The following is a 25,230-nucleotide window of genomic DNA, read 5'->3' as shown; positions in this document are numbered from 1 at the left end:
AAATTGCTTTAGGGGAGGACTCGGAAAAACAGAAGCATCAAAGGCCGCAATATTGAGTTACATGGAACCTGTATCATCGGTTCTTTACAGTATCGTTCTTCTCTCATATCCTATAAATATGGCAACACTTACCGGAGGGTTTATGATATTTCTTTCCGGTTACATTGTCATCAGGCAGCGTTATAACGAAATAAAATAAACCAAACTACGCCATAGTTTTATCTCAACTGCTATTATCTCTCTAATTATAAACCATAGCATTAAACTTTCAGAAAATCTGTAACAGATATGTAACGATAATCCATGTAAAATGACTTAAAATTACCTTTGTAGGAAAGTTCAGTACAATGATTAAAGCGCTTTGCGCTTGCTTAATACTTAAAATGGAGATCGAATGATGAAAAAACTAACTGTTTTTGACGGCAATGATTATTGTATTATCAGCAATGCAAGCATGGGCGGTTGACTTTTATGGAAAAATAACTTACAGGGATGGAAGCAAGTGTGGCAGCTGCAGATTAGCCTTTGAACACAGCGGATTTAAGGACACATATGCGGATAGCTCTGGTAATTACTCAATATCAATGTCGGGGGGCTCTCCAATGTGCGTCAATGTTTATCACAACGGCTCAATGGTATTGAGTAATGTTTGTGCTAACAGCAGCAGAATGCGGTTGGATGTAACTGTTAAAAAATAAATCAAAAATGTTTGAAACATTAAAAAAACATGGGTTTAATTGCTTTAAGTATTTTGACACATGGACAATTCGTACTATTTTGGAAAACGATAAGCCAAGATTTACAAACATTGAAATTTCTCAGGTTATTTTTTATGAATCCGAGGAGATTCAGAGTATAATATTAAAAAACCTAAACAAAGTACGATTCAACAAAGTAAGAGAATTGATGGCTTCATATAAAAATAGTGAAAATGAAACAGATAAAACAAGAGTCTGGAAAATTAAAAGAAAAGTTTTGAAATCAATACAAATGCTTGCCATGCAAGGGAAAATAATAGTACCGGATTGTGATAGCTTATCACTTAACCAGAATTATAGGAATATAGATGAAGAGGCAAAAGATATAAACGATGATTTTCCGGTAATCAATTTATTTAAAAGCTCGTTTAAAGAAATCATTAACTATTGGGTGACAGTATGCCATCATGTCAGGGTAAACGGCCAGCCAACACTCAATATAATTTTGGATAAGATGGCTGATGAATATTGCTCTAAATTATTAGAATTTTCAATGGATGACATAAAGGAATACGACATAAAAATGTTTTCAAAAAAGTTGCAACTTAATGAAGTTAATAAATATAGAAAGAAGCTTGATATTATTAAACGTGGTATATCATTAATGCTAAAGGGTTTGGGATATGATGAAATATTATTTGAGTGCTATAAGCTCATACCTGAAATACCGGTTGACCATAACCATGAAAGAGAAAAAATAAAATCACTAACAGACCCATTTGTTACAGACGGTATGGATTATAGTGAGATAATAAGAAATATTGCAGCCTTTAAAATGTTTATCGAAAAAGATGGATTAATCTACATTGAAAAATTTATAGAAAACCCAAACGTTAAGCAAAATCAATGCTTTATAGCAGCTATGGATTTATTGATAACGACAAATGAGTATGGAGTAATTAAAAAAGTTATTGAAAACAAAAAACAAGCGCTCATTAGAGAATTCATGACAAAAATGCAGATGTTTGAAGCCGTATGTATAACCTTAAATAAAGGAAAATCAAGTGCAAACCCACATTTATTATATGCATATCTCTATTCATTTTTACCCGATGCTTTGAATTGGAAAAATTATTTCGGAAGCCCTAACGTTTAGCTGTCGAATTATACCGAGTTTCAGTCAAAAGCAAACGCAGGCGGCAAGGAGAAAGCGACGCAGGCGTACTTTAGAGCTTTTGGCGAAGCTAACGAAGTTAGACGATTGACTGCAACTCAGTATAACTCGCGGCTCTAATTTCAAACTAACCCACTATTCTATATATTTACCCAACAAGACTTCTGATTGTATTTAGCAGATTTGTCTGCTCAAATGTACCCTTGATGATATAAGCATCGGCTCCGGCTGCAATCCCACGGCGTTTGTCCTCTTCCTTTTCCCTTGACGTTACAATTATTACAGGAGTGTGCACGTATCTGTCATCTTGTCTGAGCCTCTGAGTTAAGGCAAAACCATCAAGATGTGGCATCTCCACATCAGTAATTACAACATCATATTTGTTTTGCGCCGTTTTTTCAAGAGCCTCAATGCCGTCTTCCGCCATATCCACCTCATAACCGTAAGACTCAAGAATACTCTTCTCTATCTCTCTTGTGTTTATGGAATCATCAACAACGAGTATTTTAATCGTGGTTTTATCTTTGTGGACTAATTTGACGGCTTTAGTGCGTCCTGCCGCTTCACGGGCTGCTTTTATAATGCCGGAGACATTTAACAGGCTGATTATTTCGTTTTTACCGGAGACTGTCACCCCTGAAACCAGAGACAGATTTCTCATATGCCCCGGAAGTGGTTTAATCACCATGTTTTCCTCATCCACTATAGAATCAATGACAAGGCCGAACTTCTCATCAGCAATTGAAACAATCAGTATGAGGGTCTCTGTTTTTTTACCATTGTTATCACTATCAGGCAGATGTAGAATTCCGCTAAGACGTTCAACCGGTATTAATTGCTCCCTGAGCCTCAGGGCTTTACTGTGCACCACATTAACAAGCTCCGCCTCCGGCACCTTCACTATCTCCGCCACAGAGGACTTAGGCAATGCAAACACCATGCCGGAGGTCTCCACCAATATCAAACCCATTATAGCAAGCGTCATAGGAACTCTTATTATAAACCTCGTTCCCTGTCCTGGTTTGCTCTCCACTGAGATTGTACCTTTTAACTCATCCACGATGTTTTTCTTAACCACGTCCATGCCCACCCCTCTGCCGGAGACGTCCGTTATTATAGCTGCAGTACTTAGCCCCGGGTAGAAAATTAAATCAAACACCTGCGTTTCACTCATGGCATTAAGCGTGCTTTTATCAAAAAGACGGCGCTGCAACGCCTTGTTTTTAAGCTTTTCTATCGCTATCCCTGCCCCGTCATCCGCTACCTCTATCACCACATTGCCTGAATCATAGTAAGCCCTCAGGGCTATCGTGCCAACCTCCGGTTTGCCGGCGGCTTTACGTACAGGGCTCTCCTCGATACCGTGGTCCAGGGAGTTTCTTATCATATGAATAAGGGGGTCGGCTATTTTTTCCACTAATTTTTTATCCAGCTCGGTCTGCCCACCCTCAACCTTGAAGTTTACATCTTTTCCGAGAGCTCTGGACATATCCCTGATGGTTTTACCAAAGGAGTCAAACACAGTGGAAAGCGGCACCATGCGCATTGTGAGTGCGACCTCCTGAAGGCTTTCGTTGAGAAGCTCCTGTACGTTTCCGTCGTTAATGAGGCCGGCTGCAAGATTTTTAAGTCTGGAGTATATTTGTGAAGCGTTGTGGAATAAACCTTTATGCTCAGGAAAATTCTCGGCCATGGCATCCAGCTTGATGATATGCTTTTTACTTAAACGCACCACTTCTTTTACCTCGGATACTCTTTCCTTTAGCCGTATCTGCTGGGTTACAATTTCCCCCATAAGTTTTATAAGCGTATCGAGTTTATCGGCATTTATACGCAGAGTCTCTATGGTTTTAATCTCAGCAATGGGTTTTACAGGCAACTGAGGTGTCGGCCCCTGCTGCTTTATTTCAGGCTTTTCTTGTAAGTCTCCCGGCTCCTCAGTCATACCCGTCAGTTGTTCAAGCACACGGCAGACACAGGTGCCTGCGCCGCTTATATCAGCCCCAAGACCGGCGCTTTCCACAAGCTCCGACATCACATCCACTCCCGCATAAAGAGCTGATATTACCTGCCTTGTTACCTCTATCCTATTGCTTCTCAGGGCCTCAAGAACGTCCTCCAGCTTATGGGCTACATCAGCTATCGGTACAAGTTTAACCATACGTGCTGAGCCCTTTATTGTGTGTGCAATGCGAAAGATGGCATTGAGGTTTTCAACATCTGTTGGGTCTTTTTCTAAAATTGCAATACCCTCGCTTGCCTTTGCTAAGTGCTCCTTTGCCTCATCTACAAATATTTTTATAAATTTAGTTTTATCAAATGCCATGGTTTATTTCAGTGACCTGTTAATCTTTTCCAAATTATGTCTGCAAAGGTGCAAGATATCATCAGTTCTAAAGGAAATAGTAAATAACTCTGTGCCTAAGTTTTTGGCGGTTTGTCCATGGTGTAACTCATCCGTTAGGATTCTTGTAACTGCCCGATATTCTCTTTGCGCCGGTTGAAGCTGCCCCTCATGATGGTAAAGTTGTGCAAGGTAGTAGTGGGCAATCCATGCTGAGGGGTTAGCATACACGGCCTCTTTAAAGCGCCGGCGTGCCTCTTCAGTGTGTCCTTCATGTTGGGCTATCATACCCAGGAAAAGATAACACTCCACAGACCACCTCTCTGTATCCAGCGTTTTTTGAAAAACATCCCGGGCCTCATCCATACGCCTGAGGTTAAAAAGTGCTACACCTTTTAACACAGAGGCCCTGTTAAAATTCGGCTGCTCTTTTATTAACAGTTCAAGGGTTTTTATGGCCTCTTTATACTTCTTTTCTTTTATTAAATCACCCGCCTCCTCCAAAAGCGTATCAGGGGAGTGTTGAACTGTTTCAGCAATTTCAGCGGAAGGTTTTCTTTTGTTTGTCCCTGTGTTTTTAGAGGGAATCTGTTTTTTTCTCAGCAAAGATTCCTGTTTTACCGGCCGCAGCATCAGTGAAACACTATGAAGCATGTTGCCGTCAAAAGTACCGGATAACTTTTTAAACACAAAAAGTCCGTCCATTTCGATTAAGCTTAATGTGCCAAGATTATGGCCGAAGGTCTCAACGGAGCTGACAAAAATATAGCCGCCCTCATTAAGCGACATTGCAAGATTATCAAAAACCCTTTTTTGGATCTCCTTGTCAAAGTATATTGAAACGTTTCTATAAAAAATCACATCCATAGATGTAAGCTCCTTTGTAAGGGGTGTATCAAGGAGGTTATAGGTTTCAAAATGTGCGAGTCTTGTTATCTGTTCGTTTACTTTGAAATGATCTTCATCTATATGTGTGAAGTACTTTCTTTTTAACGGTTCAGGAAAATTCCTGAATGAAATCTTATTATAAACAGCTCTACGGGCTTTCTCAATTGCAGCTCTGTCTATATCTGCACCGGCAAAATAAAAGGCCTCCGATGCTTTTGTTCCAAAGCACTCTAAGACGGCAATTATCATAGAGTACAGCTCCTCACCGGTTGAGCAACCGGCACTAAAAAGTCTTATCTTTATACCCGCAGGTTTGACGGCCATGAGTTCCGGTAGAATCCTTGATGTCAGCGCCTTGTAGTGTGCAGATTCCCGCATAAAATAGGTTTCATTTATGGTAATAAGATTCAAAAGCCGCTCAAATTCAGCCTGACTCTGTGTTATAAGGCTGTAGTAGTCCTCAAGCGATAACAGTCCCAGATTTTTTACCTGAGAATTTATGTTTTCTCTCAGAGCCGTAAGCCTAGTACCGTTAAAGCTTAGACCACATCTATGGCGTATGAGTTTCTGAAAACTCTGTATATCAATGTCTTCCGTTGTCATCATAATAGTCTATAGTAATTTTATCTTGAGAACCGCATCATCTCTTTGCATATTTCCGTTACAGGGAGTACCTTATCTACAACCCCCAACTTAACAGCCTCACCGTTCATTCCATAAACCACAGAAGTCTCACTATCCTGGGCTACCGTTATACCTCCTCTTTCCTTTATAGTTTTAATCCCCGCTACTCCGTCATCTCCCATCCCTGTTAATATGACTCCCATAACACCCGGCCCATAGACATGAGCGGCTGAGATAAGCAGTTTGTCACACGATGGATGATATATCTCATCAGGTTTTCTTTTAACTAATTTGACAACACCGAAATCTGTTATTTCCATGTTGTACTCAGATGGACAGAAGTACACATACTCCGGCTTTAGAACCTCATTATTTTCAGCAATTTTTATATCCATTTGGACAATGGAGTCAAGCCATGAAATAAGCCCGCCTATGAAGCCCTCAGACATATGCTGGGCTATGACGACAGGGCAATTGAAATTGTGCGGCAGCCCGGATAAAATTACAGAGAGCGCCTTAGGGCCTCCGGTAGAGGAGGCGACAGCTATTATTTTATTAAGAGTATTGTTTTTGGTGGCAACAGGCTGCGCCGGAGTTTTATTTATTCCCCTTATGTGGCTTATGACTTTAACCCTTGAAAGGGTCTTTATTTTCTTAATCAGTGAGCCTGGTGCTGATGTAATATCAGACTTGGTAATTACCTCAAGGGCACCTCTTGATATGCACCGGAAAGCGGTCTCAGCAGATGTCTGTGAGGTAAGTACCAGTATAGGAACAGGGTTTTCAGCCATAATTTGACTGATAGCTTGCACACCATCCAAGACAGGCATCTCCACATCAATTGTTATAATGTCGGGGGACAGTGCCCCTGCCATCTCAGCAGCCTGCTTGCCGTTTGACGCCTCTGCTATTACTTCTATCTCCAGGTCGTCAGAAAGAATATCCCTGATGCAACTCCTTACAAAGGAGCTGTCGTCAACGATAAGAACTTTGATTTTATTACCTGAGAGCAAACCCTATGCCTTCAGGATAAATTTTTTAACAATATCCTGTAAATTACCGGACAAAGCAGACAGATTTTTAGCAATATCATGAACGTGATTAATAGCGCCGGCAGACTGTTTAGCCCCTTCCTCTATCTCCCGCAGAGCTATAACAACCTGCTGCACAGCGGTACGTTGCTGCATAGTGGAGAGTGAAATTTCCCTTGCGGCGTCGCTTGTGGCATGAGCCCCCTCAAGAATTTCGGCAAGTGTCTTTGTTGTTTCCTCTGAGGAGCTGAGGCCGTCTGCAATCGCTCTTGAGCTTTTCTCCGACGCTATAACCAAACGGCTAACAGAGTTCTGGATTTCAGTTATTTTTGATTCAATATCCGCCGTGGAGTCCATAACACTATCGGCAAGACGGCGGATTTCCACTGCTACAACGCCGAAGCGTTTACCGGCCTCACCTGCGCCGGAGGCCTCCAAAGCGGCATTAAAGGCTATCAACTTGGTGTTGTCTGCAATATTATTTATTATTTCCATAACTCTGGTTATATCTTTAGATTTTTTCCCAAGGTCCAGCACCTCACTTAATCCCCGTTTGTTATCAGCACTTACCTCCTCAATGTTTTTTGAGGTTTTACCCATAATATCGGACCCTACTTGTGAATCGCTAAGTGTGCTTGCCGCTATCTCAGCCACTGACTGTGAGTGCTCAGCTATCTGAGTACTCGATGCCGAGAGCTCCTCCATCGTGGAGGTTATCTCAGATATGGAGGCAGTCTGCTCCGTAGTTATTGCGGCCTGCTTTTCCACTGCTTCATATATCTCGTTTACTGAATATGAGACATTTTTTACCACGGTGGAAATAGTGCTTATGATTTCGTTCAGATTATCTATATTGGTGTTTAAAATTCCGGCCAGTTCGTAAATTTCGTTGCTGCCGTCAATTGGGATCCTCAGTGCAAGGTTGCTCTCAGAACCTTTGAGGGTCTTCATTATGCTTTGTAACGGGCGGTTTATATTCCTTCCGACATAATATGTAAAAACAGATGTTACAACAAAGGAGAGAAACATAACCAACAGAATATTTCTTCTCGTTTTAGACATGAAAACCTCAGTATCCTCTGTCACCTTTGAAAACTTGCTTCTTTGTGTAGCGATTAAGTCAAGAAGCCGTTGTCTGACTTCACGCCATTTTGGGGTTTCCTTGCCTACAATGCACTCTGTAGCACCAGAGAGGTTCTTCTGAGCCGCTAGACTTATACACTCCTGTCTGAGGCGCTCATTGTCTTCCCACAGAGATTTAATCTCTTCAAGGGTTTTTTTCATCTGACCGTCTGCCAAAGCCATTGCATCTTTATGGGCTTCAGAGAAAATTTCCATAGCTTTTTTGTAGTTACTCCTTGCCTTGTCATCGGCAGTGTTTAAAATCATGTTCCTTGTTGCCTGCTCTGTCTGAAGGCCGTTAGCGTACATATCGTTATAGAGCAGGAGTAATGCCTGGTCTTTATTTATTAACCTGTCAATCCTGTCTCTCGTATCCGCACTATGAGTAAAAAATTGTAAGGCAATAGCTATAAACACTACCACATTTAAGGTAGTAAGAAGATATAAGAGTTTTTTAATTGTCATAATTAGTTACTAACCTCCTTAATCTCTGAAATCAATTTTTTTAAATCTATCAACAGCAGCGGCTCATCTGCTTTAAATGCCACTGCCCATATGGATTTAAATCTTATGTGTTTTTCTAAAATAGCCGGTAGCGGACTTATAGAATCCGCCCTTATGGTTTCAATTTCAAGAAAATCCTTCACGGCTAAAACCCTGTTACCTCCTGTTGTCTTTACAACAAATGCCTTTGAGGCAGTCTGCGATTCTGTTAATCCAAGTATTTCATCGAAATATATGATCGCCTCCGGCTCTATGATGCCGGCCTCCAGTGAAAGCATCTCAAGTACATCCTCTGTAAGGGCGGCAAACTTACCGCCGGAGATGGAACTGAATATTACAAAATCACTCTCCGTCAAGTTTGGCGGATTGTCTGAACCGTTTGAGAGCATTTCAGAGGTTACCGTGAATTTTTTTAAAATCTAAGACGATTACGTTTTTATTACCACAGAGGGTTTCTCCAATGGCAAAGTCCTTTATTGTGCTGGAGATTGCCGCTGATGAGGGTTTTATCGAGTGCTCGGCAACATCCAACACATCAATAACGGAATCAACGATAATTCCACTTCTAAACCCGTCACAGTCACCTATGGCAATGCGATTTGCTTTCTCAAGCATTACATCAACGCCGTAACTTCTGGGAGTAAGCCCAAGGAACCCTCTGATGTCCAAAACCGATTCGATATCACCTCGTATGTTTATCACCCCTGCGATAAAGTCCGGGCAGCCCGGAACAAAGAAGATTTTTACAGGCGGGAGTATCTCCTTTACGAAGTCACCATAAAATGCAAACAGCTCACCCTCAAGTGTAAAAATGACGAGCTTTACCGTTTTCTCATCAACATCAACTACCTGCTTACGCTCTCTTAGCTTTTTTGCCTCGCTAAGAAGTGCCTCACTTTTTGATGTCGTTTCTGATTCTTCCATAATTGTTTTTCTGTAGGTTAGGCATTATAGCAATAACATGATGGTTTCTTCAAATTAACAGAAAACTAGGTAGTGTCTCAGTTTGAATTTTTTTAGGAGGTAGATAATTGTATAGTAAAAACAGTAATGGAAAATATAATTAGATGGCTTTATATGCTCCATTCTAATAAATTTTGCCTTAATTCCTCTGCAGCGATTTTAGTAATACCATTGACCCATTGTGGTACAGATTCCAATTTTGGAACTAAAATATTCTTAAGAGTTCTATTAGCTTCTCTACCAAAAGTGCTATATCTAAAGCGATTTTGCATAATACATATGCAATAATATAATTTTATATCGAGAGACATTTCAACAATGGGAACTAAAACATCAATATTTTGTGCTGTATAAAAAGGATATGGTTGTACAAAAGATGATAGAGTAGATCCTCCTAATGCTACTGTTATTAATCCAGCATCATATGGCTCTATATTGTCATCTTTTTCCACAAAACCTACAATTCCATTATTTTCACCGGAACGGCCAATAAATAATATACCTCCATCTTTCAAATTACATAATTCCATTTTATTATAATCAAATTTATTTCCATGTTGAACTCTAAATAAAATATTTAATTCTGTTAATTCAGTTTTCATGTTCATATTAATTCCTATCCTGATTTAACATTATTTTTGTGAGCATAAGTTTTTTAACGGAATTCTTTAACATATCTATGCTTAGTAAATTATAATCTGTTTCTAAATAAGCTTCAGCACACCATTCGTCACTATAACTAACCTCTTCCATTACACTCATGCCCTTAATAATTTCTCTATTGCGAAAAGCGTTTAACCATTCATTCATTATTCCATTCCAAGAACTATTTACATCTATTCTACCACGATGTTTTGTTTTAACAAATCCATCGTTTCGCCAATAACCAAACCAGGTTTTCTTACCCTTTGGATGTGGACGACCGGCAGTAAACACCATAATACAAGTAACAACTGTTGTTTTTGAATTGTGAAACAATTCTATCGGCATTGACATAACAGCCTCTAAAGTATGATTTTTTAATATTTTCTTTTTCCATTCCGCTATGTCACCTGATGGAGCTGTTGCACACGTAATAGGGACAATAGCAACACATTTTCCATCTTGCTGTAAACAGTTTAAATTATTTAAAACATATTCAAGTTCTTCTCTGTCGGTTTTTACTGATTTATTTTTGTATGGAGGATTTAACAAACCTACTGTAGGTTTCTTTTGACTCATGATTTTTATAGCATCATCTTTAAAACAATCTCCCTGAAATATATTAGTTTTTCCATCTCCATGTAATATCATATTTGAAACAGCAAGGGCGTATATTGGAGGTTGATATTCTATGCCATAGAGCTGATATTTTTTAATATGATTTTTAATTTTTTTATCTGGACCGGCAATTTCAATCATATGCTTCATAGCAGCGATAAGCAAGCCGGCAGTTCCGCAACAATTATCAAAAACAACACTCTGTGGGCTTATGTCTGCAATATTAGCAAACAGTTCTGCAATATGACGAGGTGTCAAGACAATTCCTAATCCTTTATCATTATTTGCGTAACGTAAGAATTCTATATAAAACTCTCCAATAGTGTCATAATATTTATGTGTATGCAAAAAAGAGTTGATATTTTCATTAATGCCGGCAATGAGTTCGATAAAAAATTCTTTATCATCGATTAACGCTGGAGAATGCTTAATAAAAGAAAATGCTTGAGACAGCAAGACCCTTCTATCCTCGTGTATATCTGGCATTTCAAATTGTCCTGTTATAGCATCCGTTAAGTTTCGTGCTAATTGCTTGGATGTATTGTGCTTCCGATAGCTTTCCTGGAACGCTCTATTTTGGAGAGCAATTAAAATTCCACTAATTAAAAAACCTCTGTTAGCCTCTGTTACTTTCTTTGCTTGAAGAATATTGTTTAGTTGTCTGCTATAATCAAGCAAAGATTGATAGTCCTGTCTTTCTTTTGCCTCACTGTGAATAAACGCATTAAAATAATCCTCTAAAGAAACGATATCAGTAGCCTCTTCATAAATAATTGCTTTTTGTTCTCCTCTTAGATGAAAATAATGAGAAATAATAAATTGAGATTCAGATTCTCCACTTACTGCAATAGCTAAGACATCAAATTCTTTAGATAAATACGATGCATACTGCAAAACACCATCAACAGCATATTCGCCATATTTATCTAAAGTCTTACTGATATGTTTTTTTGGATCGGCTTTGCATTCTATAATAATAATAAAATCTGAATACTGTGATGCTCGTATAATAAACTCCGGTTTGCCCGTACCATGTCCTCGCTTTGAAGCATTCCGAAGTAGTTTTTGAACTGTTGGAGAATCACTCTGCTGCTTTTCAACGACAATTTCAGCATGTGAAATATAATAGCCGTGTTTTCTTAGTCGTCCTTCAACTAATTCTTCTGTTTTCCGTTCATTCATATTAATCCGGCAAGGATAATGTAAATAATAATGCTATATTTAGAATTTATAGTCAAAGTCAAGGCTATCTCTAATATTTTGCTATCTGAAATATGCAGCCTTCACCTATTCTTTAGAAAATCCGTATTTTCCCAGTATTTCAGAGAGTTCTTGAAGATCAACAGGTTTTGTTATATAATCGTTGCACCTTACAACACGCTTGCGGTAGGCATCGAGTATTCCTGCAAGAAAATCCAATGATGTAATCATAATAATTTTGACTTCTTTGTCTGATGCAATTCCCATAGATTTTTCCTTAATCCGAATCTTTCCTAACGCTTCCAAACCATCCATTTCAGGCATTATAACATCAAGGAAGATGACATCGTAGGGGTTATTCTCATCCATGGCAAGCACGAAAAATTTAACTGCTTCCGCTCCATTAACAGCAACGTCAACATCACCGTAATCCTCTAAAAAACGGTGTAACATTGAGCGGCTTACAAAATCATCTTCTGCTATCAATATTCGCAAAACATACTCCTCTTATGTTCTATCGGTTCATAAGTTCCGCTTCTTAATAATTCCCTGTTTTTGATAAAATGCACACTTCATAGCAAAGTAAGCAGTCTGTTATATCTAAACATATGCCTATGTTAAATCACTACAGAGAGGTGATACCCTAAGCTTTTGTAGTTTGACAACCAGTTATCAGCCGTCTTATCTCCAAATGCCGCCCGTTCTCTCATGCTCTCCATGTGTTCTCTGCCTATGGTAAAGTATGAGTTCTGGGCGCTCCACAAATCCGGCTCAATTTCTATAGAACTCAGCGACTCCAGAACACCTGCTATCTTTTCATACAAATCGGCGTATTCCCATTGGGTAGTAAGAGCCTCCATCAGGTAGTTGATGTGTTTGGTGGCATAGAGGTTAAGCCGTTCCTTGTCTATGTGTACATCCCATCTTTTAACCTCAGAGACGGCATCCTTGAGTTTTTCTATATCAAGAAACCTCTCCGCAAGGACACTTTCGAGGTCTCTCTTCAGTACATACACAAGGGCTATGGATAGGGACTCCGGCAGCGGAATGTCCAACCCCTTGTGAAAATTCATAAGAGAAATGTTACTTTCACAAATCTGCCTGTAGAGGCTGTCAATTTTTTCATACGAGCGGTAGAGAATTTCATCGAGGACTTTTCTCTGCTCATCCTTAAACAAGTGCCACAGTGAATAGTGGCTCTCTCCAAACCGTTCGTGCATAATCCTGACCGAATATGGAATGCGTCCTTTCTCAAAGGAGTCAAACACTTCTTTTTTAACTTCCAGGAACTCGGCATGTGTTGAATAGTCGGCAAGGGAGCAGTTCACACCGTGTTCGCCACGAAAGACGAAAAACTGAAACATCCGCTCATCCCATGTGGTCTCGTATAGTATTTTCAGGGTGCCGGCGGCAATCCTTAGTCTGCCGGAGCGTTTTTCATCATAAAACAGGGTTTCCACCTGATAGTTATAAATTTTAACTTTTGGCGGGTAGTGTTCAAATATTGAAGAGATGGCAAAGTGTGCGCCTGCCCTTTGCAGATCAACCATCTGCGGTTTAACAAACATTTCGTATGCGTACTCCCCTGCGCCATAGACGTTGCTTTGGGCTTCCTTTAATTTATTAATAAACTCACCCTCAAGGCTGTTACCATCAATAAACCCTGAGGCGTACTGGATGGCAAGTGAGGCATATGCCATGCACTGCACGGTTTCTATTCCTGAGATTTCATCAAAAAACCATCCGCAACTGGTAAACATATACAAGGCATTTTTTTGCATTTCCATAAGTTTAAGTACAAGACGGCACTCCTCATCCGTTAAATCTCTGATTGCATGACGGTCTATAAAACTGCCGAGTCTCTCCCGGTTGTTTTCCAACAGGCACTCAACGTAAGCGTCTCTTGCCTGCCACGGATCTTTCAAGTACTTTTCACCCTCTGTCTGAAATACCACGGCAAGCCTGTCTCTGACGTTATCGAGGGCTTGTCTCAGTGGCGCTCTCCAGTGCTGGTTCCAGCCCTGTTGCATACCGGAGTTACAGCCGCAGTGCTCTTTCCACCTTCCTACCCCGTGGATACAGCTCCATGAGGAGTTGTCATATATTTTAACTTCATAGATGGGCTGGTGGATTTCCATAAATTGTCCGTAGTTGGTGAGCTTTACGACGTCCTCCCCGTGGTACTGTCCCTGCTCAAATAGATGTAGGCAGTAGGTAAGGGCCATTTCACCATGTCTGTGGTGGTGGCCGTAGGTTTCACCGTCGGTGGCTATGTGGATAAGCTGCGGGTGTTTTCTTTCATCAGTGATGGCGCCCATGAGACGCTCTACAAAATTTTCACCGCTGTTAAGCAGTCCTGAAAAGGCAATGTCTGAGGATATGGGGCCGTCGTAAAAAAACAGATTTATCGTATTGCCTGACGGCAGGTTACACAGATAGACGGTGGATGGGTCAATTCTGCCGTGGCTGACATCAGTCCACGGATCGTATTCCCCCGGTGAATCTTCACCACCCTGACAGCCCTCATCACGCTGTAGGGGCTCATCAGAAATAATTTTTTTGATCATTGAGGCTTGTCGTGGGGCAAGGATTGTAAACTTTATGCCATAAGCAACGAGAATTTCAAGAGTTTCGAGATCCACTGCGGTCTCAGGCAGCCACATACCCTCCGGCATCCGGTTAAAGTGGTACTTGAAATCTTCAATTGCCCACACGACCTGTGTGATTTTATCTCTTTCGTTGGCAAGAGGCATAATCATATGGTTGTAGCACTGGGCAAGAGCGGAGCCGTGGCCGGAAAATCTCAGGAGGCTTAATCTGTCGGCCTCAAGGATGGCCTCATAGACGTCGGGGCGGTGTCTTTGCATCCATGACAGGAGGGTCGGGCCGAAATTAAAACTTATCCGTGAGTAGTTATTAACGATATCGGTGATTTTCCTGTTGGTGTCAAGCATCCGTGAGGCGGTGTTTGGGGCGTAACACTCCGCCGTGATACGCTCGTTCCAGTCGTGGTATGGATAGGCGGAGTCCTGAAACTCAACCTCCCCAAGCCAGGGGTTTTCCCGCGGCGGCTGATAAAAGTGCCCATGAATACAAACATATTTTTCCATCTCATGCCTCTTCTATGTTTTATTTGCTTTTTCCTTATTTCATGTTAACACCTATTATAGAACCCATGCAGGTTAATTCTCAAGTGGTAGCTAAAAAAGCAATATTTATGACAACTTAATTATTACTATGCGTCGCTTGTTTCCAGCCGCCTGCGTTTACTTCTGACTGCAACTTGGTATAACTGCAAATTGGTATTACTTTATATTCATCTCGGTGATTTGCTGAAGTCATCTATTACCACAGGAATACCGGTTATAGAGGACTCGACTGCGGCAAAAGACGCAAGGGTGGTTTCAATAAGTTCATTGAAGGGAATTGGGGATATGCCGCCTGTTTCTATTGCCCGCAGGAATTCCGTGACTTCCCTGCTGTGGCCTTTATCCTGACCGAATTGCTTGTGGTTAGTGCCGCCGCCGTAGCAAATCAGGGATTTGAAATTATCAATGACTAAAACCCGGCCTTCAAAGAATACCTCAATGCGTTCTTTAGGATAGTTTCTGTTGCCGTTTGAAAAATAATTAATTGTGCCGATTGAGCCGTCGGCAAATCTTATACTTATGCTCATTTTATCCTGATCGACGCCGCTGTGGCCGTGTGTGCTTACGGAGTAAACTTCAGAGATTGCAGAGCCGGTAAAATATCGCATTAAATCTATAAAATGGCAGGCCTCTCCGATTATTCTTCCACCACCACTTTCACTATCATGTACCCAATGGCCGGAATCTATCGCTCCGGCATTTACCATTATGTTGATACACAGGGGGTCAACTCTGAAGCGTAACGACTCCTTGAGTTTCTTGCTGAAGATGGAAAATCTCCTGTTAAACCCCACAAGTAAAATCCCGTTTGAATTAGAGTGGGCGTCAATGACGTCCAGCAGCTCATTTTTATTTAATGCAAGGGGTTTTTCTACAAAAACATTTTTACCACCTCTTAATGCCTTTGTAACGAGCTCTGCATGACTGCCGTGGCGGGTGGATATAAAGACCGTGTTTATATCGGTGTCCTCAAAAACCCGGGAATATTCCGATGTGGCGACAGCAAAACCAAATTTTCTACCTACTGTGGATACACTGCCGCTACCGGCGCTTGCAATGGTTTTAAGGGTTGCTCCTGAGTTTTTCAGGTTTGGAAGCAGCACCTGTTTGGCAAAATTCCCAACTCCAATATAACCTATTACCGGCTTTTCAGATTTACCAATTACCGGGTTACCGGTAAGCTCAACACTAAAATCCCTTTTTGCAGTAGTTTTATCGTATTGCAAAACTATGCCTAGCGGACTTTCAGACATAAGAAGGTCATAGGCGGAAACTGCATCCATAAAAGGAAAACAATGGCTTATCAACGGTTTGACGTTTATTTTGCCAGCGGCCATCATATCTAATACTGCCTCGAAATTTCTCTTAACAGTCCACCTTACGTATCCAAAGGGGTAATCATTACCAAGTTCCTCATATCCTCTGTCATATCGTCCGGGCCCATATGAACACGATACCTGAAAGGTCAGCTCCTTATCGTAAAACGGCCTTCGTTTAAGCTCTAACCCTGTAACTCCAGTCAAAATGATTTTTCCGCGCTTTTTACTCATCTCTGCTGCGTAGTCAATGGGTTCAGTGCTCTTTGTCGAAGCTGCCACTATTACCCCGTCCACACCCATGCCGCGGCTAAAGGCCAAAGCCGTCTCTACCGGTGATTCCTTGTCTCTGAGTGTAAACCCTGTCGCTCCAAAACTCTCGGCAAGTTTCACTTTATCCTCGTTTATATCAATTCCAAAAACACGGCAGCCTGAGGCAACAAGCAGTTGTAGCGTCAACTGTCCAACCAAACCAAGTCCGATTACGCAAACACTCTCACCAATAGTCGGGCTAAGAAGGCGTATCCCCTGAAGAGCAATTGCCCCAACTACGGTAAACACCGCTGATTCGTCTGAAACGCTATCAGGAATTTTGGCGCAAAGATTTTTCGGCACGCAGACAAACTCAGCGTGGCCGCCGTTTGAAACCACCCTGTCGCCCCGGTAAAATCCCTCAACATTTCGGCCAATGCTATAGACCTCCCCGACATTTGAGTATCCGGGCAGGATACCTTCATCCATTTTGGCTCTGACAGCATCCAGTGCCGGCAATAGCCCGTCAGTCTTTATCTTGCGGATAACCTGATTAACCTTTTCAGGCTGGCTTTTTACTTTTTCAATAATCGAGCCCCTGCCAAACTCTAAAAGCATTCGCTCCGTGCCGGTTGAAATTAAACTTAGCGATGTCTCTGTAACAAGAGACTCCCTGCCGGCCTGTGGGATGGGAGAGTCAGCCAGAGAGACAACTCCGTTTCTTAAATCCTGAATTAGTTGTTTCATTTTTTTGTTAACACTGGGTCAGTTTTATCGAGTTGTTCGTTCTTCCTGTCTCGTCTTGATTTATTTTTCCTTTGGCGATTTAAAAGATTAGCATAGGGTGGTGACGTCCATATAAGAGAAATGGTTTCTTCTTTAAAATATTCACAGATATTCCTTGCATCGTCCTGGATGGGAATCTGCTTTGACATATTATGAAGATGCTCATTAGAAAGACGGGTTTTGCAAAGCTCTATATAGCTTGATTGCAAGTCAACTCCCACTGCGTTTCTGTTAGCGTCCATAGCAGCAACAAGTGTAGTCCCACTTCCTACAAAAGGATCAACAACTAATTCACCCTCATGCGTAAATAGTTCAATGACTTTTTTAGCAAGCGATATTGGGAATGTGGCAGGGTGTGTGCTCTTATTTCTTACATCTCTCTTTTCATAGGTGAATTGCCACACGCCAAGTTGGTTTTTAAGCCATTCTTTAGCTGTAAGACAGTTAATATTAGTAGGTTTACATTGGCAGATTCGCTTATAATTAATATCTAATATTTTTTTTTTATTAATATCTATTTCCACAGCTATGGGATTATAGCAACAATCTAATGATTTCTTCAATATTGATATGTGCCCTTACCTCAAAGAGAATCCTAAAACTCGTCGGCAACCTTTTAAGTGGAAAATGACTTCTGAATAAGCACCTTTATCTTTCTCTGTCCGGTTTAATACAGGGCGTTTATATTGGTTTACAATACGCATTCCGGTTCTTTCAGCAATAACAGGATATATATTGTGCTTATCATTTGCAACAAGGAAAATGTCGTAATCTTCTGCTAAAAACCTCTTACAATTATTTAGAACATCTGTGATACCAATAATATAATTTTTCTTTGCTTCGCTACTCTGCCCTTTATAAAGCGGGCCTATTTCTAAATCATCTTTTCTCTCAAACCCAAATAAATCATAAGCGTAAGCATGTTGTTCATGGTAATTGATTAGTCCTACATATGGTGGACTGGAAAAAATCCCTTTAATTTTTTGTTTATCCGCTAAATCGGCAAAAGCAGAATTTACTCTCCGAAGCTCTTTAAAAATATCTAATGTTTTGCTGTCTCCGGTCAAACAAACATGAAAAGTCTGTGTCCTCAATTCGTTAAACTGTAACAGACGTTTAACGGTATCTTTTGTGTATGTTTTCCACCATTTTATAATCGACAATATAGGCTTGCAAATCTTCCCATGTTTGGCACAATAATATGTTGATGTAACAGGTTCGTACAAAGTGGCAAGGTCTGCATGGGTAGTTGCCCGGCAGGAACGAATAGTTCTGCTCAATATGACGCTTATGATATTTTTTGTATCTTCATTTGTTATTTTTTCGATTTCGCCCATTACAAAAGCGACCTCATCCAGTATATGCTGACAATACCACTTATTGAGGAATGTGTCAGCTTTATCTTGTCCTAACTTTATATTGTAATCCGCCACAAGTTTATTGAAAGTTGGCAAAAAATCTTTTTCCTTCTCAGAACCATACATGTCTTCATTGATTTCTCCACGCTTTAACTGGTATTTGTAGTCTGGCACAGGAAAATACTTATTGTTAAATTTATAAAGTGATTGTAAAAGTTTTTCTTCAAACTCAATTGTGCGTGAGTTGGAAAGATACCCTTTTAATGCCTTGGTAATTCTGTCAATTTCGTTTTGAAGGTCAATAAGATCATATTTTAATACTTTGACGTTACCGATTAACGCATTGAATGCAGAAATGTCTATTCCTATGGAGTGCATCCCAAGTTCGCCGGCTTGTACCATGGTTGTTCCGCTTCCTGCAAAAGGGTCCAAAATGATGTCGCCCTTTTTGAAATAGACTTCTTTTTTGAAGTGGTCTGTGTGGCTGTCAAGAAAATACTCTACGAGTTGAGGAATAAATTTACCCTTATAAGGATGCAGACGGTGAACGTGTTTTGTCGTTTCGGCTTCTTTGTATTGATCGAAAGATAAAGCCCAGTTTAAATCTTCACCGAGTTGATTTTTCCATGAAAGCTCCCTTTTGCCGTTATATGAGCTGTAGTAGCGTTCTAATTCTTGCTTGGAAATCTGAGTTAAGCCATTACTCCCAAGTTTCTTTATCCGTCCATATTGGATAAGGTAAGAAATATTTGAGGTCGTTACTGTTTTACCTAAATGCTCCGTCGCCCACCCGCTGGCTTCTTTAATAGTTAATAATTCGCTATCTTCTGTATTTGTTCTTATCTCGCTAATAGCTGTTGCCCTGTTCACAATCTCTCCGGTACTGTATTTTAGCGTATTTCCATCAATGTTTTCAATCCGCAAATTACCTCAGCACGGTAAATGTACACTTCTACAGGGTCTGTTAACTGAACTGTGTCAAAACTGATTTCATAAAAGGAGATTATTGTAATATAATAATAGATTATGATAATTTTTTTGAGATATATATATTCTTTTCTGCTATCTTTCCTAATAGTATATTTTGTAACTGATATTTCATTTATAATCAGAGAAAAGCTTCCAATTATAGATGATTACCTTTATGGCAGGCGGTTTCCAACTATAAGTAAGAGCTCTACTCCGATACTAATTGTCGAGATAGATGACGAAACTGTTGAGCGACACGGGTTTTTACCGTATAAACGTTCTTTATATGGCGAGGTTATTTCAAGGATTCTTGAAGGAAAACCAAAAGTACTGGGTATAGATATTTTTTTCTATAAGATTAGAGACCTAAAAGACGATATAAAACTTATTAAGATACTTGAAAATGCAAAGTCTAACGTCGTACTTGCCTATGAAAAAGATGAATTTGGCATGTTTCTGTTAAATCAGATTAACCATGAAACAAAAGAAAAACTGTATGAAAACAACGACAATGTTACCTTTGCAAATATAAAAACAGGATATGTTTCTTATAATAATGAAGATATTGCTACTGATGTAGATTATGATATTAATAACGATAAATACTACCTGCCGTTTCCTATAGAGGTGGTAAGCAGATATCTTGGAGGCAAGGCTTATAATCCGTATGGAGACCATGAATTCGATTTTTCTTCACCTGGTATAAGATACTGTAAGCTTGGCAACATAGCTATCCCTTCTTTTTACAAAAGTATTTTCTATTATTATACACTTATTAACTATACAGACAGGAAATTCCCCTCGATACCCTTTTGGAAGGTAAAGGACGTGGAGCCGGCAGTTTTTAAAGATAAAATAGTGCTAATAGCAGCAACTGCACACCCCTTAGGCGATATACATTCAACTCCAATCTCAAAAAAAATGCATGGTATTTACAATCACGCCCACGTCATAGACATGCTGCTTAACGGAAATTTCATAACCCCGATAGAGCAAAAATATCAGAAAGTGCTTACATTTTTAACGGCTTTCGTAATTTCCTTAATAACGCTGACTTTAAAGAGATTACCGGCTTTTGGGGTAACCATTTTTTCCATCATAGTGATAAAGCTTGTAACCGACATGTTGTTTTATAATTACTTGCTATACATGTATTTTGCGCCTTTCTTATTTGCCATCCTCCTTGCCCATTTAATGGTTATCGTTTATATAAACATATTAGACGTGGTTTCAGAGGTTTCAACATAAACTGAACGCTATGTTGAAAAAACTAAAAGTATTCGGCCTTATCAATGAATATTCTACACCAGAGTTCAATACACAGCAAGGAAAAAATAGTGTAAGCGCCGTCTAGTTTATTAGCTCTGTCCATAGAAATCAGCAATTCCACAGCACTTGGATTAAAAATCCCCCTTTTTTGCACAGATTCACGGCTAAGAACATCATCAACAAGCAGGCGCAGTTCCTTTTTTAACCACCTCCTGAGGGGCACGCCAAATCCGGTCTTGGGACGATAAATTATCTCCTTTGGCAAGTCTCGCTCCATTGCTTTCTTAAAAATCCACTTACCCACCCTGCCATTTTGCTTATACTTTACAGGAAGACTAAAAGCTGTGGAGACAACATCAGTATCAATAAGCGGCACCCGCACCTCTACCCCTGCAGCCATTGCCATCTTATCCGTATAGTTAAGATTGTGGTCTGACAAGAAGTACTTTGAGTCCAGATAAAGCATCTTATTTATTGGATCAAGAGTATCCGGTAATTTGGTAACGGCTTCTAATAGTGGATTTAACATATGAGCATCCTTAAGAGCGTCAACCGTCTCAGAGCTGTAAAGTTTAAACTGCATTTTAGGCTCAGGCCAATAAAAGTACCCGGCAATACGCTCATTAATGTCTTTGCCAAAGTATCTCAAAAACCTTGAAATCCGTCTGCCTGCGGGATTAGAGTCTGGGATAACCTCTGAGAATTTTTCCACTATCCCCCTGCCCCATCTTGGAATGTTGAAAGCAAAAGTATCCAGAAGGAGTGCAAGGTGCCTGTTGTAACCGGTAAAAATGTCGTCGCCACCGGCCCCTGAAAGCAGCACCTTGATGCCGGAGTCCCTTGCTAGTTTTGAAATCGCCAACACATTAAGGGCTGCCATATCGGCCTGTGGCTCATCGAGATGGTATATCATTTTGGTTAAATCATTTGCTATCTCAGGGGTTGCATAAACAGTGTGAAGCTCAACTCCCAGATGCTCCGCTGCTTTTTTAGCATATGGAAGATCATCTGAAAACCCCTCATCAAGCATAGAGGCATCTTTAAAGCCAATTGTAAAACATTTGAGTTTGCCAGTATGTTTTTTAGCAAACGAGACCACTGCACTTGAATCAAGGCCACCTGAGAGAAACGCTCCCACCTCAACGTCTGAGACCATTTGTCTTTCAACCGCCGCCGATATTGAATCATACACTTTCTCAATTGCCTGATTCACGGAGATTTTATCAACAGGCGCATTATAAGGCAGCTCATAGAACTGCCACATTGTTTCTATCCGGCCATCTTTTACAACCATTGCGTTGCCCGGGGGCAACTTACTTACACTTTTTAACATCGTTTTAGGCGATGGTGACCACAAAAATGACAGATAATAGTGAACTCCGTATAAATTAAGGGTTTTATCCAGGCCATCATATCTGGTGAGCGCCTTCAGCTCACTTGCAAATAAAAAACCCTTTGATGAGGCCGCATAGTAAAGGGGTTTGACTCCAAGGTGATCCCGTGCAAGAAAAAGAATTTTCTTGCTTATATCCCAAATGGCAAAAGCAAAAATTCCGTTTAACCTCTTTAGCATATCAAGTCCATAGCACATGTACATGTTAAGAACAACCTCGGTATCTGAGGTGCTCTTAAAGGTAAACCCTTCCTGTATAAGCTCCCGCCGCAGCTCCTTGTAGTTGTAGAGTTCACCGTTATATGTGATAACCGCTTTTTGTGATGCGTCAAACATTGGCTGACTGCCGGATTCCGACAAGTCTATAATGGAAAGCCTTCTGTGAGAGAGGCCAAGGCCGTTTCGCTTATTGTAGTAATCACCGGAGCCGTCAGGGCCGCGATGAGAGATGGCTTCAGACATTTCATCTAAAAGTCTGCGGTTAAAATCTCCGTAAAAACCCGCTATCCCGCACATGTGGTTATAGTGGTTTCTGCTAAGAAACTCCAGACAAGTAATTGTTTTTTAAGGTTTTTTTTATCTGCGTTCATCTATGGTTAATTTTCTTAAGTAAATTGCGCCAAAGTCACTACGGTAATTGCATAAAACCACTACAAATTTCATAAAACTGCTACAGGTCATTTTATTGACTAAATGACCTGCAGCACACACGGTGTCAATGTTCGTGGTTATTGCTTTGGCTCGTAGTTCATTATCAGCAGTTCCGTTACCCTTTTCCTTTTATTCGCTCATGGTGTTGTATATGTTGTTTGCTCCTCATGGATTATGAAGTCCTTATATAACTGCCGAATCTCCGGCACATCATTTATTGAAAACATAAACTTACCTTTAATATCCTTCAGAATATCTTTTAGTTTACCAAAATTCTCTCTAAAAAATATCTCTTTACCGTAATAATCCCAGGGCAAACGCATTAGAAAAACTAAGATTTTTTTGTTATATATAAAAACAAAGTTGGCATCGGGCTATGTTAAAATATAGGAGCGGGAATGAGTTTAAGTTAAGGAGGGCATGATAATGGAAAGAAAAGGGTGGTTAAGCATAATAAGCAGGGTAGGGTTTGCCGTTTCATTAATAATATCTATTTCCACAGCCGCTTTTGGGCAGGGCAGAAGTGTGCTGCCGGTAAAGCGCTTAGACACTGTTACTAAAGCCGCTGATCCATACATATCCACACTTAGTTTTACTAATACCGTGTCTGAGTCTGAAATAATAGAAGTGTTCCCGCCGTATGAGAAAATCAGCAGGTTAAAATCTAAAAAATGTGAAAAGAAACGTCAGGTATCGGTTCACGTTTCAGTTCCCGGAGCCGGGGATGGCATGTTTAGCACAAAGTTTAGGGTAACGCAAACGAAAGACGGCCTTACATCAAGACGTGTGGCGATATATGCCAAGGAGGCGGTTTTTGTCAGACCTCATTTCAAAAAAATTCCTTCTGATGTAAAACTGTATGTTTATGGGGTACAAGGACAGCCTACAGCTCAGGGACCGGTTGAAAAGGATTTCAGAAATGAATCTGAAGGGTTTTGGGGACCGGTTGTTGCCGGTGAGTATCTGTTTATAGAGATGCTTGATAAAGGTTCTTCAACACCCGCTGACCTTGTTATTGATAAAATCAGCTATGGCGTGGTAAGCCCGTTAAGTGCAGACGGAAGTTCAAATCAACCTGTTAAAGATGATGCTCTTTCATGTAATGTGGATGTTAATTGTTCAACTGCCACAGCCGCCAACTATAAAAACAGTGTCGCTATGATTTATTTTGAAGAGGATGGTGCCGGGTATGCCTGTACAGGCTCTTTAGTAGCAGACAGCACTACTACCTTGAGAAACTGGTTTCTTACGGCAAACCACTGCATATCCACTAATACGGTTGCCAACACTTTGACAGCTTTTTTTGGTTATCGCACTACATCATGTAACGGCACTATTCCTAACCTTGCTGCTGCCACGCAAGTACACGGTTCTACCTTTATTACCGGTAAATCATACGAAAATGGTGGTTCGGATTTTACACTCCTTGAGCTTTGGAGTAACCCGCCCTCCGGAACATACTATATCGGTTGGACAACTAACGACATAGCTGAAAACGTCATAGGCATTCATTATCCTCAATCCAGTTACGAAAGAATATCCGAGGGAGTGGATTATTCCGGCTACTATTCTTACAGAGATGATTTCTGGACTGTGTTGTGGTTTTCCGGTGTTACAGAGTCCGGCTCATCCGGCTCACCTCTTATGTTGAAATCAACCGGCCAGATACTTGGGCAGCTCTATGCAGGGGATATCTACGAGTGCAAAGATTTTTTCAAACTTGATTATTACGGCAAATTTTCAAACTCTTATGTAAACGGTCTTTCCACTTATCTTGACACAACTGCAACTGCAACTGATAACATAACTCAAACACTAACCGCTCCTACAACTATCACGGCTTCAAGGGGGGGCACAATAGGTCCATTTTATGTATCAATTAAAAATAACACCACATCATCACAAAGCATTACCGCCGTATCTTACATTCTGGATTCTTATGGCGAATACGAGGGGGCACCGTTTAAGGCCACAGACACACTAAGTTCCGGACAGACTAAGTCTTTAACCGGCTCCCTAAACATACCTTCTGATACTACCAGTGGTCAGCACACTTTCATGATAGACCTGTACAACTCAGCAGATAAGATAATTGACTCCGACAGTTTTGTCTATGCTGTAACCGGAGGTGCTGGAATATTTGGAAATTCAGGCTTACGGAAAACAGGTTCGAGTATTACTCTGTATCCAAATTAAAAGATATAATACCAAGTAGCAGTCAAAAGAGTAACGAGGCGGCAAGGAGAAAGCGACACAGGCGTACTATGCTCGTACGTCAA

20 protein-coding genes are annotated in these 25,230 nt (G+C 40.5%); 5 read left to right on the top strand and 15 right to left on the bottom strand.

All coding sequences use genetic code 11. The annotated features are described in order from the left end of the window. The first annotated feature begins 61 nt into the window (after positions 1 to 61). From H7844_11900 to H7844_11890, 3 genes are all read left to right on the top strand, one after another. A complete protein-coding gene (locus H7844_11900; GenBank protein ID MEO5357986.1) occupies positions 62 to 199 on the top strand; it encodes a hypothetical protein in 138 nt (45 codons plus the stop codon). A 226-nt stretch (positions 200 to 425) separates the two neighbouring features. Continuing rightward, on the top strand, positions 426 to 698 hold the full coding sequence (locus H7844_11895) for a hypothetical protein (protein MEO5357985.1): 273 nt from the start codon (positions 426 to 428) through the stop codon (positions 696 to 698). 79 nt (positions 699 to 777) lie between these two features. Then, complete coding sequence (locus tag H7844_11890; protein MEO5357984.1) at positions 778 to 1,854, top strand: hypothetical protein; 1,077 nt, start codon at positions 778 to 780, stop codon at positions 1,852 to 1,854. 166 nt (positions 1,855 to 2,020) lie between these two features. Here H7844_11890 and H7844_11885 read toward each other — a convergent pair whose 3' ends face one another. From H7844_11885 to H7844_11825, 13 genes are all read right to left on the bottom strand, one after another. Further along, a complete protein-coding gene (locus tag H7844_11885) occupies positions 2,021 to 4,198 on the bottom strand; it encodes a hybrid sensor histidine kinase/response regulator (protein MEO5357983.1) in 2,178 nt (725 codons plus the stop codon). Positions 4,199 to 4,201: 3 nt separating this feature from the next. Continuing rightward, positions 4,202 to 5,710: a tetratricopeptide repeat protein gene (locus H7844_11880; protein ID MEO5357982.1), complete on the bottom strand. Its 1,509-nt coding sequence runs from the start codon at positions 5,708 to 5,710 to the stop codon at positions 4,202 to 4,204. Positions 5,711 to 5,727: 17 nt separating this feature from the next. Beyond that, positions 5,728 to 6,741, bottom strand: coding sequence for a chemotaxis-specific protein-glutamate methyltransferase CheB (cheB, locus tag H7844_11875; GenBank protein MEO5357981.1), 1,014 nt, complete (start codon positions 6,739 to 6,741; stop codon positions 5,728 to 5,730). A gap of 3 nt (positions 6,742 to 6,744) precedes the next feature. Next, complete coding sequence (locus H7844_11870; GenBank protein ID MEO5357980.1) at positions 6,745 to 8,346, bottom strand: methyl-accepting chemotaxis protein; 1,602 nt, start codon at positions 8,344 to 8,346, stop codon at positions 6,745 to 6,747. A gap of 2 nt (positions 8,347 to 8,348) precedes the next feature. Further along, positions 8,349 to 8,774 carry a hypothetical protein gene (locus H7844_11865; GenBank protein ID MEO5357979.1) on the bottom strand — a complete coding sequence of 142 codons (426 nt, stop codon included), beginning with the start codon at positions 8,772 to 8,774 and terminating at the stop codon, positions 8,349 to 8,351. Position 8,775: 1 nt separating this feature from the next. Beyond that, entirely contained in the window at positions 8,776 to 9,309 is a 534-nt protein-coding gene (locus H7844_11860; protein MEO5357978.1) for a chemotaxis protein CheW, read from the bottom strand. Positions 9,310 to 9,458: 149 nt separating this feature from the next. Beyond that, positions 9,459 to 9,950 carry a restriction endonuclease subunit S gene (locus H7844_11855; protein MEO5357977.1) on the bottom strand — a complete coding sequence of 164 codons (492 nt, stop codon included), beginning with the start codon at positions 9,948 to 9,950 and terminating at the stop codon, positions 9,459 to 9,461. 7 nt (positions 9,951 to 9,957) lie between these two features. After that, positions 9,958 to 11,790, bottom strand: a complete 1,833-nt coding sequence (locus H7844_11850) for an SAM-dependent methyltransferase (GenBank protein MEO5357976.1) — start codon at positions 11,788 to 11,790, stop codon at positions 9,958 to 9,960. Between the two features lie 105 nt (positions 11,791 to 11,895). Then, positions 11,896 to 12,303, bottom strand: a complete 408-nt coding sequence (locus tag H7844_11845) for a response regulator (GenBank protein ID MEO5357975.1) — start codon at positions 12,301 to 12,303, stop codon at positions 11,896 to 11,898. Positions 12,304 to 12,425: 122 nt separating this feature from the next. Continuing rightward, positions 12,426 to 14,918 (bottom strand): DUF3536 domain-containing protein, encoded by a 2,493-nt coding sequence (locus H7844_11840; GenBank protein ID MEO5357974.1) that lies wholly within the window; start codon positions 14,916 to 14,918, stop codon positions 12,426 to 12,428. A 206-nt stretch (positions 14,919 to 15,124) separates the two neighbouring features. After that, on the bottom strand, positions 15,125 to 17,272 hold the full coding sequence (locus H7844_11835; protein MEO5357973.1) for a bi-domain-containing oxidoreductase: 2,148 nt from the start codon (positions 17,270 to 17,272) through the stop codon (positions 15,125 to 15,127). Next, positions 17,269 to 17,874, bottom strand: a complete 606-nt coding sequence (locus H7844_11830) for a site-specific DNA-methyltransferase (GenBank protein MEO5357972.1) — start codon at positions 17,872 to 17,874, stop codon at positions 17,269 to 17,271. The genes H7844_11835 and H7844_11830 overlap by 4 nt, the downstream gene beginning before the upstream one ends. Before the next feature lie 15 nt (positions 17,875 to 17,889). Continuing rightward, positions 17,890 to 19,539, bottom strand: coding sequence for a site-specific DNA-methyltransferase (locus H7844_11825; GenBank protein ID MEO5357971.1), 1,650 nt, complete (start codon positions 19,537 to 19,539; stop codon positions 17,890 to 17,892). Between the two features lie 168 nt (positions 19,540 to 19,707). Here H7844_11825 and H7844_11820 point away from each other — a divergent pair, with 168 nt between their 5' ends. Further along, entirely contained in the window at positions 19,708 to 20,886 is a 1,179-nt protein-coding gene (locus tag H7844_11820) for a CHASE2 domain-containing protein (GenBank protein MEO5357970.1), read from the top strand. A 22-nt stretch (positions 20,887 to 20,908) separates the two neighbouring features. Here the strand turns inward: H7844_11820 and asnB are convergent, their stop codons facing one another. Next, positions 20,909 to 22,816 (bottom strand): asparagine synthase (glutamine-hydrolyzing), encoded by a 1,908-nt coding sequence (gene asnB, locus H7844_11815; protein MEO5357969.1) that lies wholly within the window; start codon positions 22,814 to 22,816, stop codon positions 20,909 to 20,911. 272 nt (positions 22,817 to 23,088) lie between these two features. Further along, positions 23,089 to 23,274 carry a hypothetical protein gene (locus tag H7844_11810; GenBank protein ID MEO5357968.1) on the bottom strand — a complete coding sequence of 62 codons (186 nt, stop codon included), beginning with the start codon at positions 23,272 to 23,274 and terminating at the stop codon, positions 23,089 to 23,091. Positions 23,275 to 23,377: 103 nt separating this feature from the next. Between H7844_11810 and H7844_11805 the strand changes: the two genes are divergently transcribed. After that, the gene (locus tag H7844_11805) at positions 23,378 to 25,147 is read left to right on the top strand and encodes a trypsin-like serine protease (GenBank protein MEO5357967.1); all 1,770 of its coding nucleotides are present in this window, start codon (positions 23,378 to 23,380) and stop codon (positions 25,145 to 25,147) included. Positions 25,148 to 25,230: the final 83 nt, after the last annotated feature.

It is taken from the genome of Nitrospirae bacterium YQR-1 (assembly GCA_039908095.1).
GTDB lineage: Bacteria > Nitrospirota > Thermodesulfovibrionia > Thermodesulfovibrionales > Magnetobacteriaceae > Magnetomonas.
This window is presented reverse-complemented; position numbering and strand designations above follow the sequence as displayed.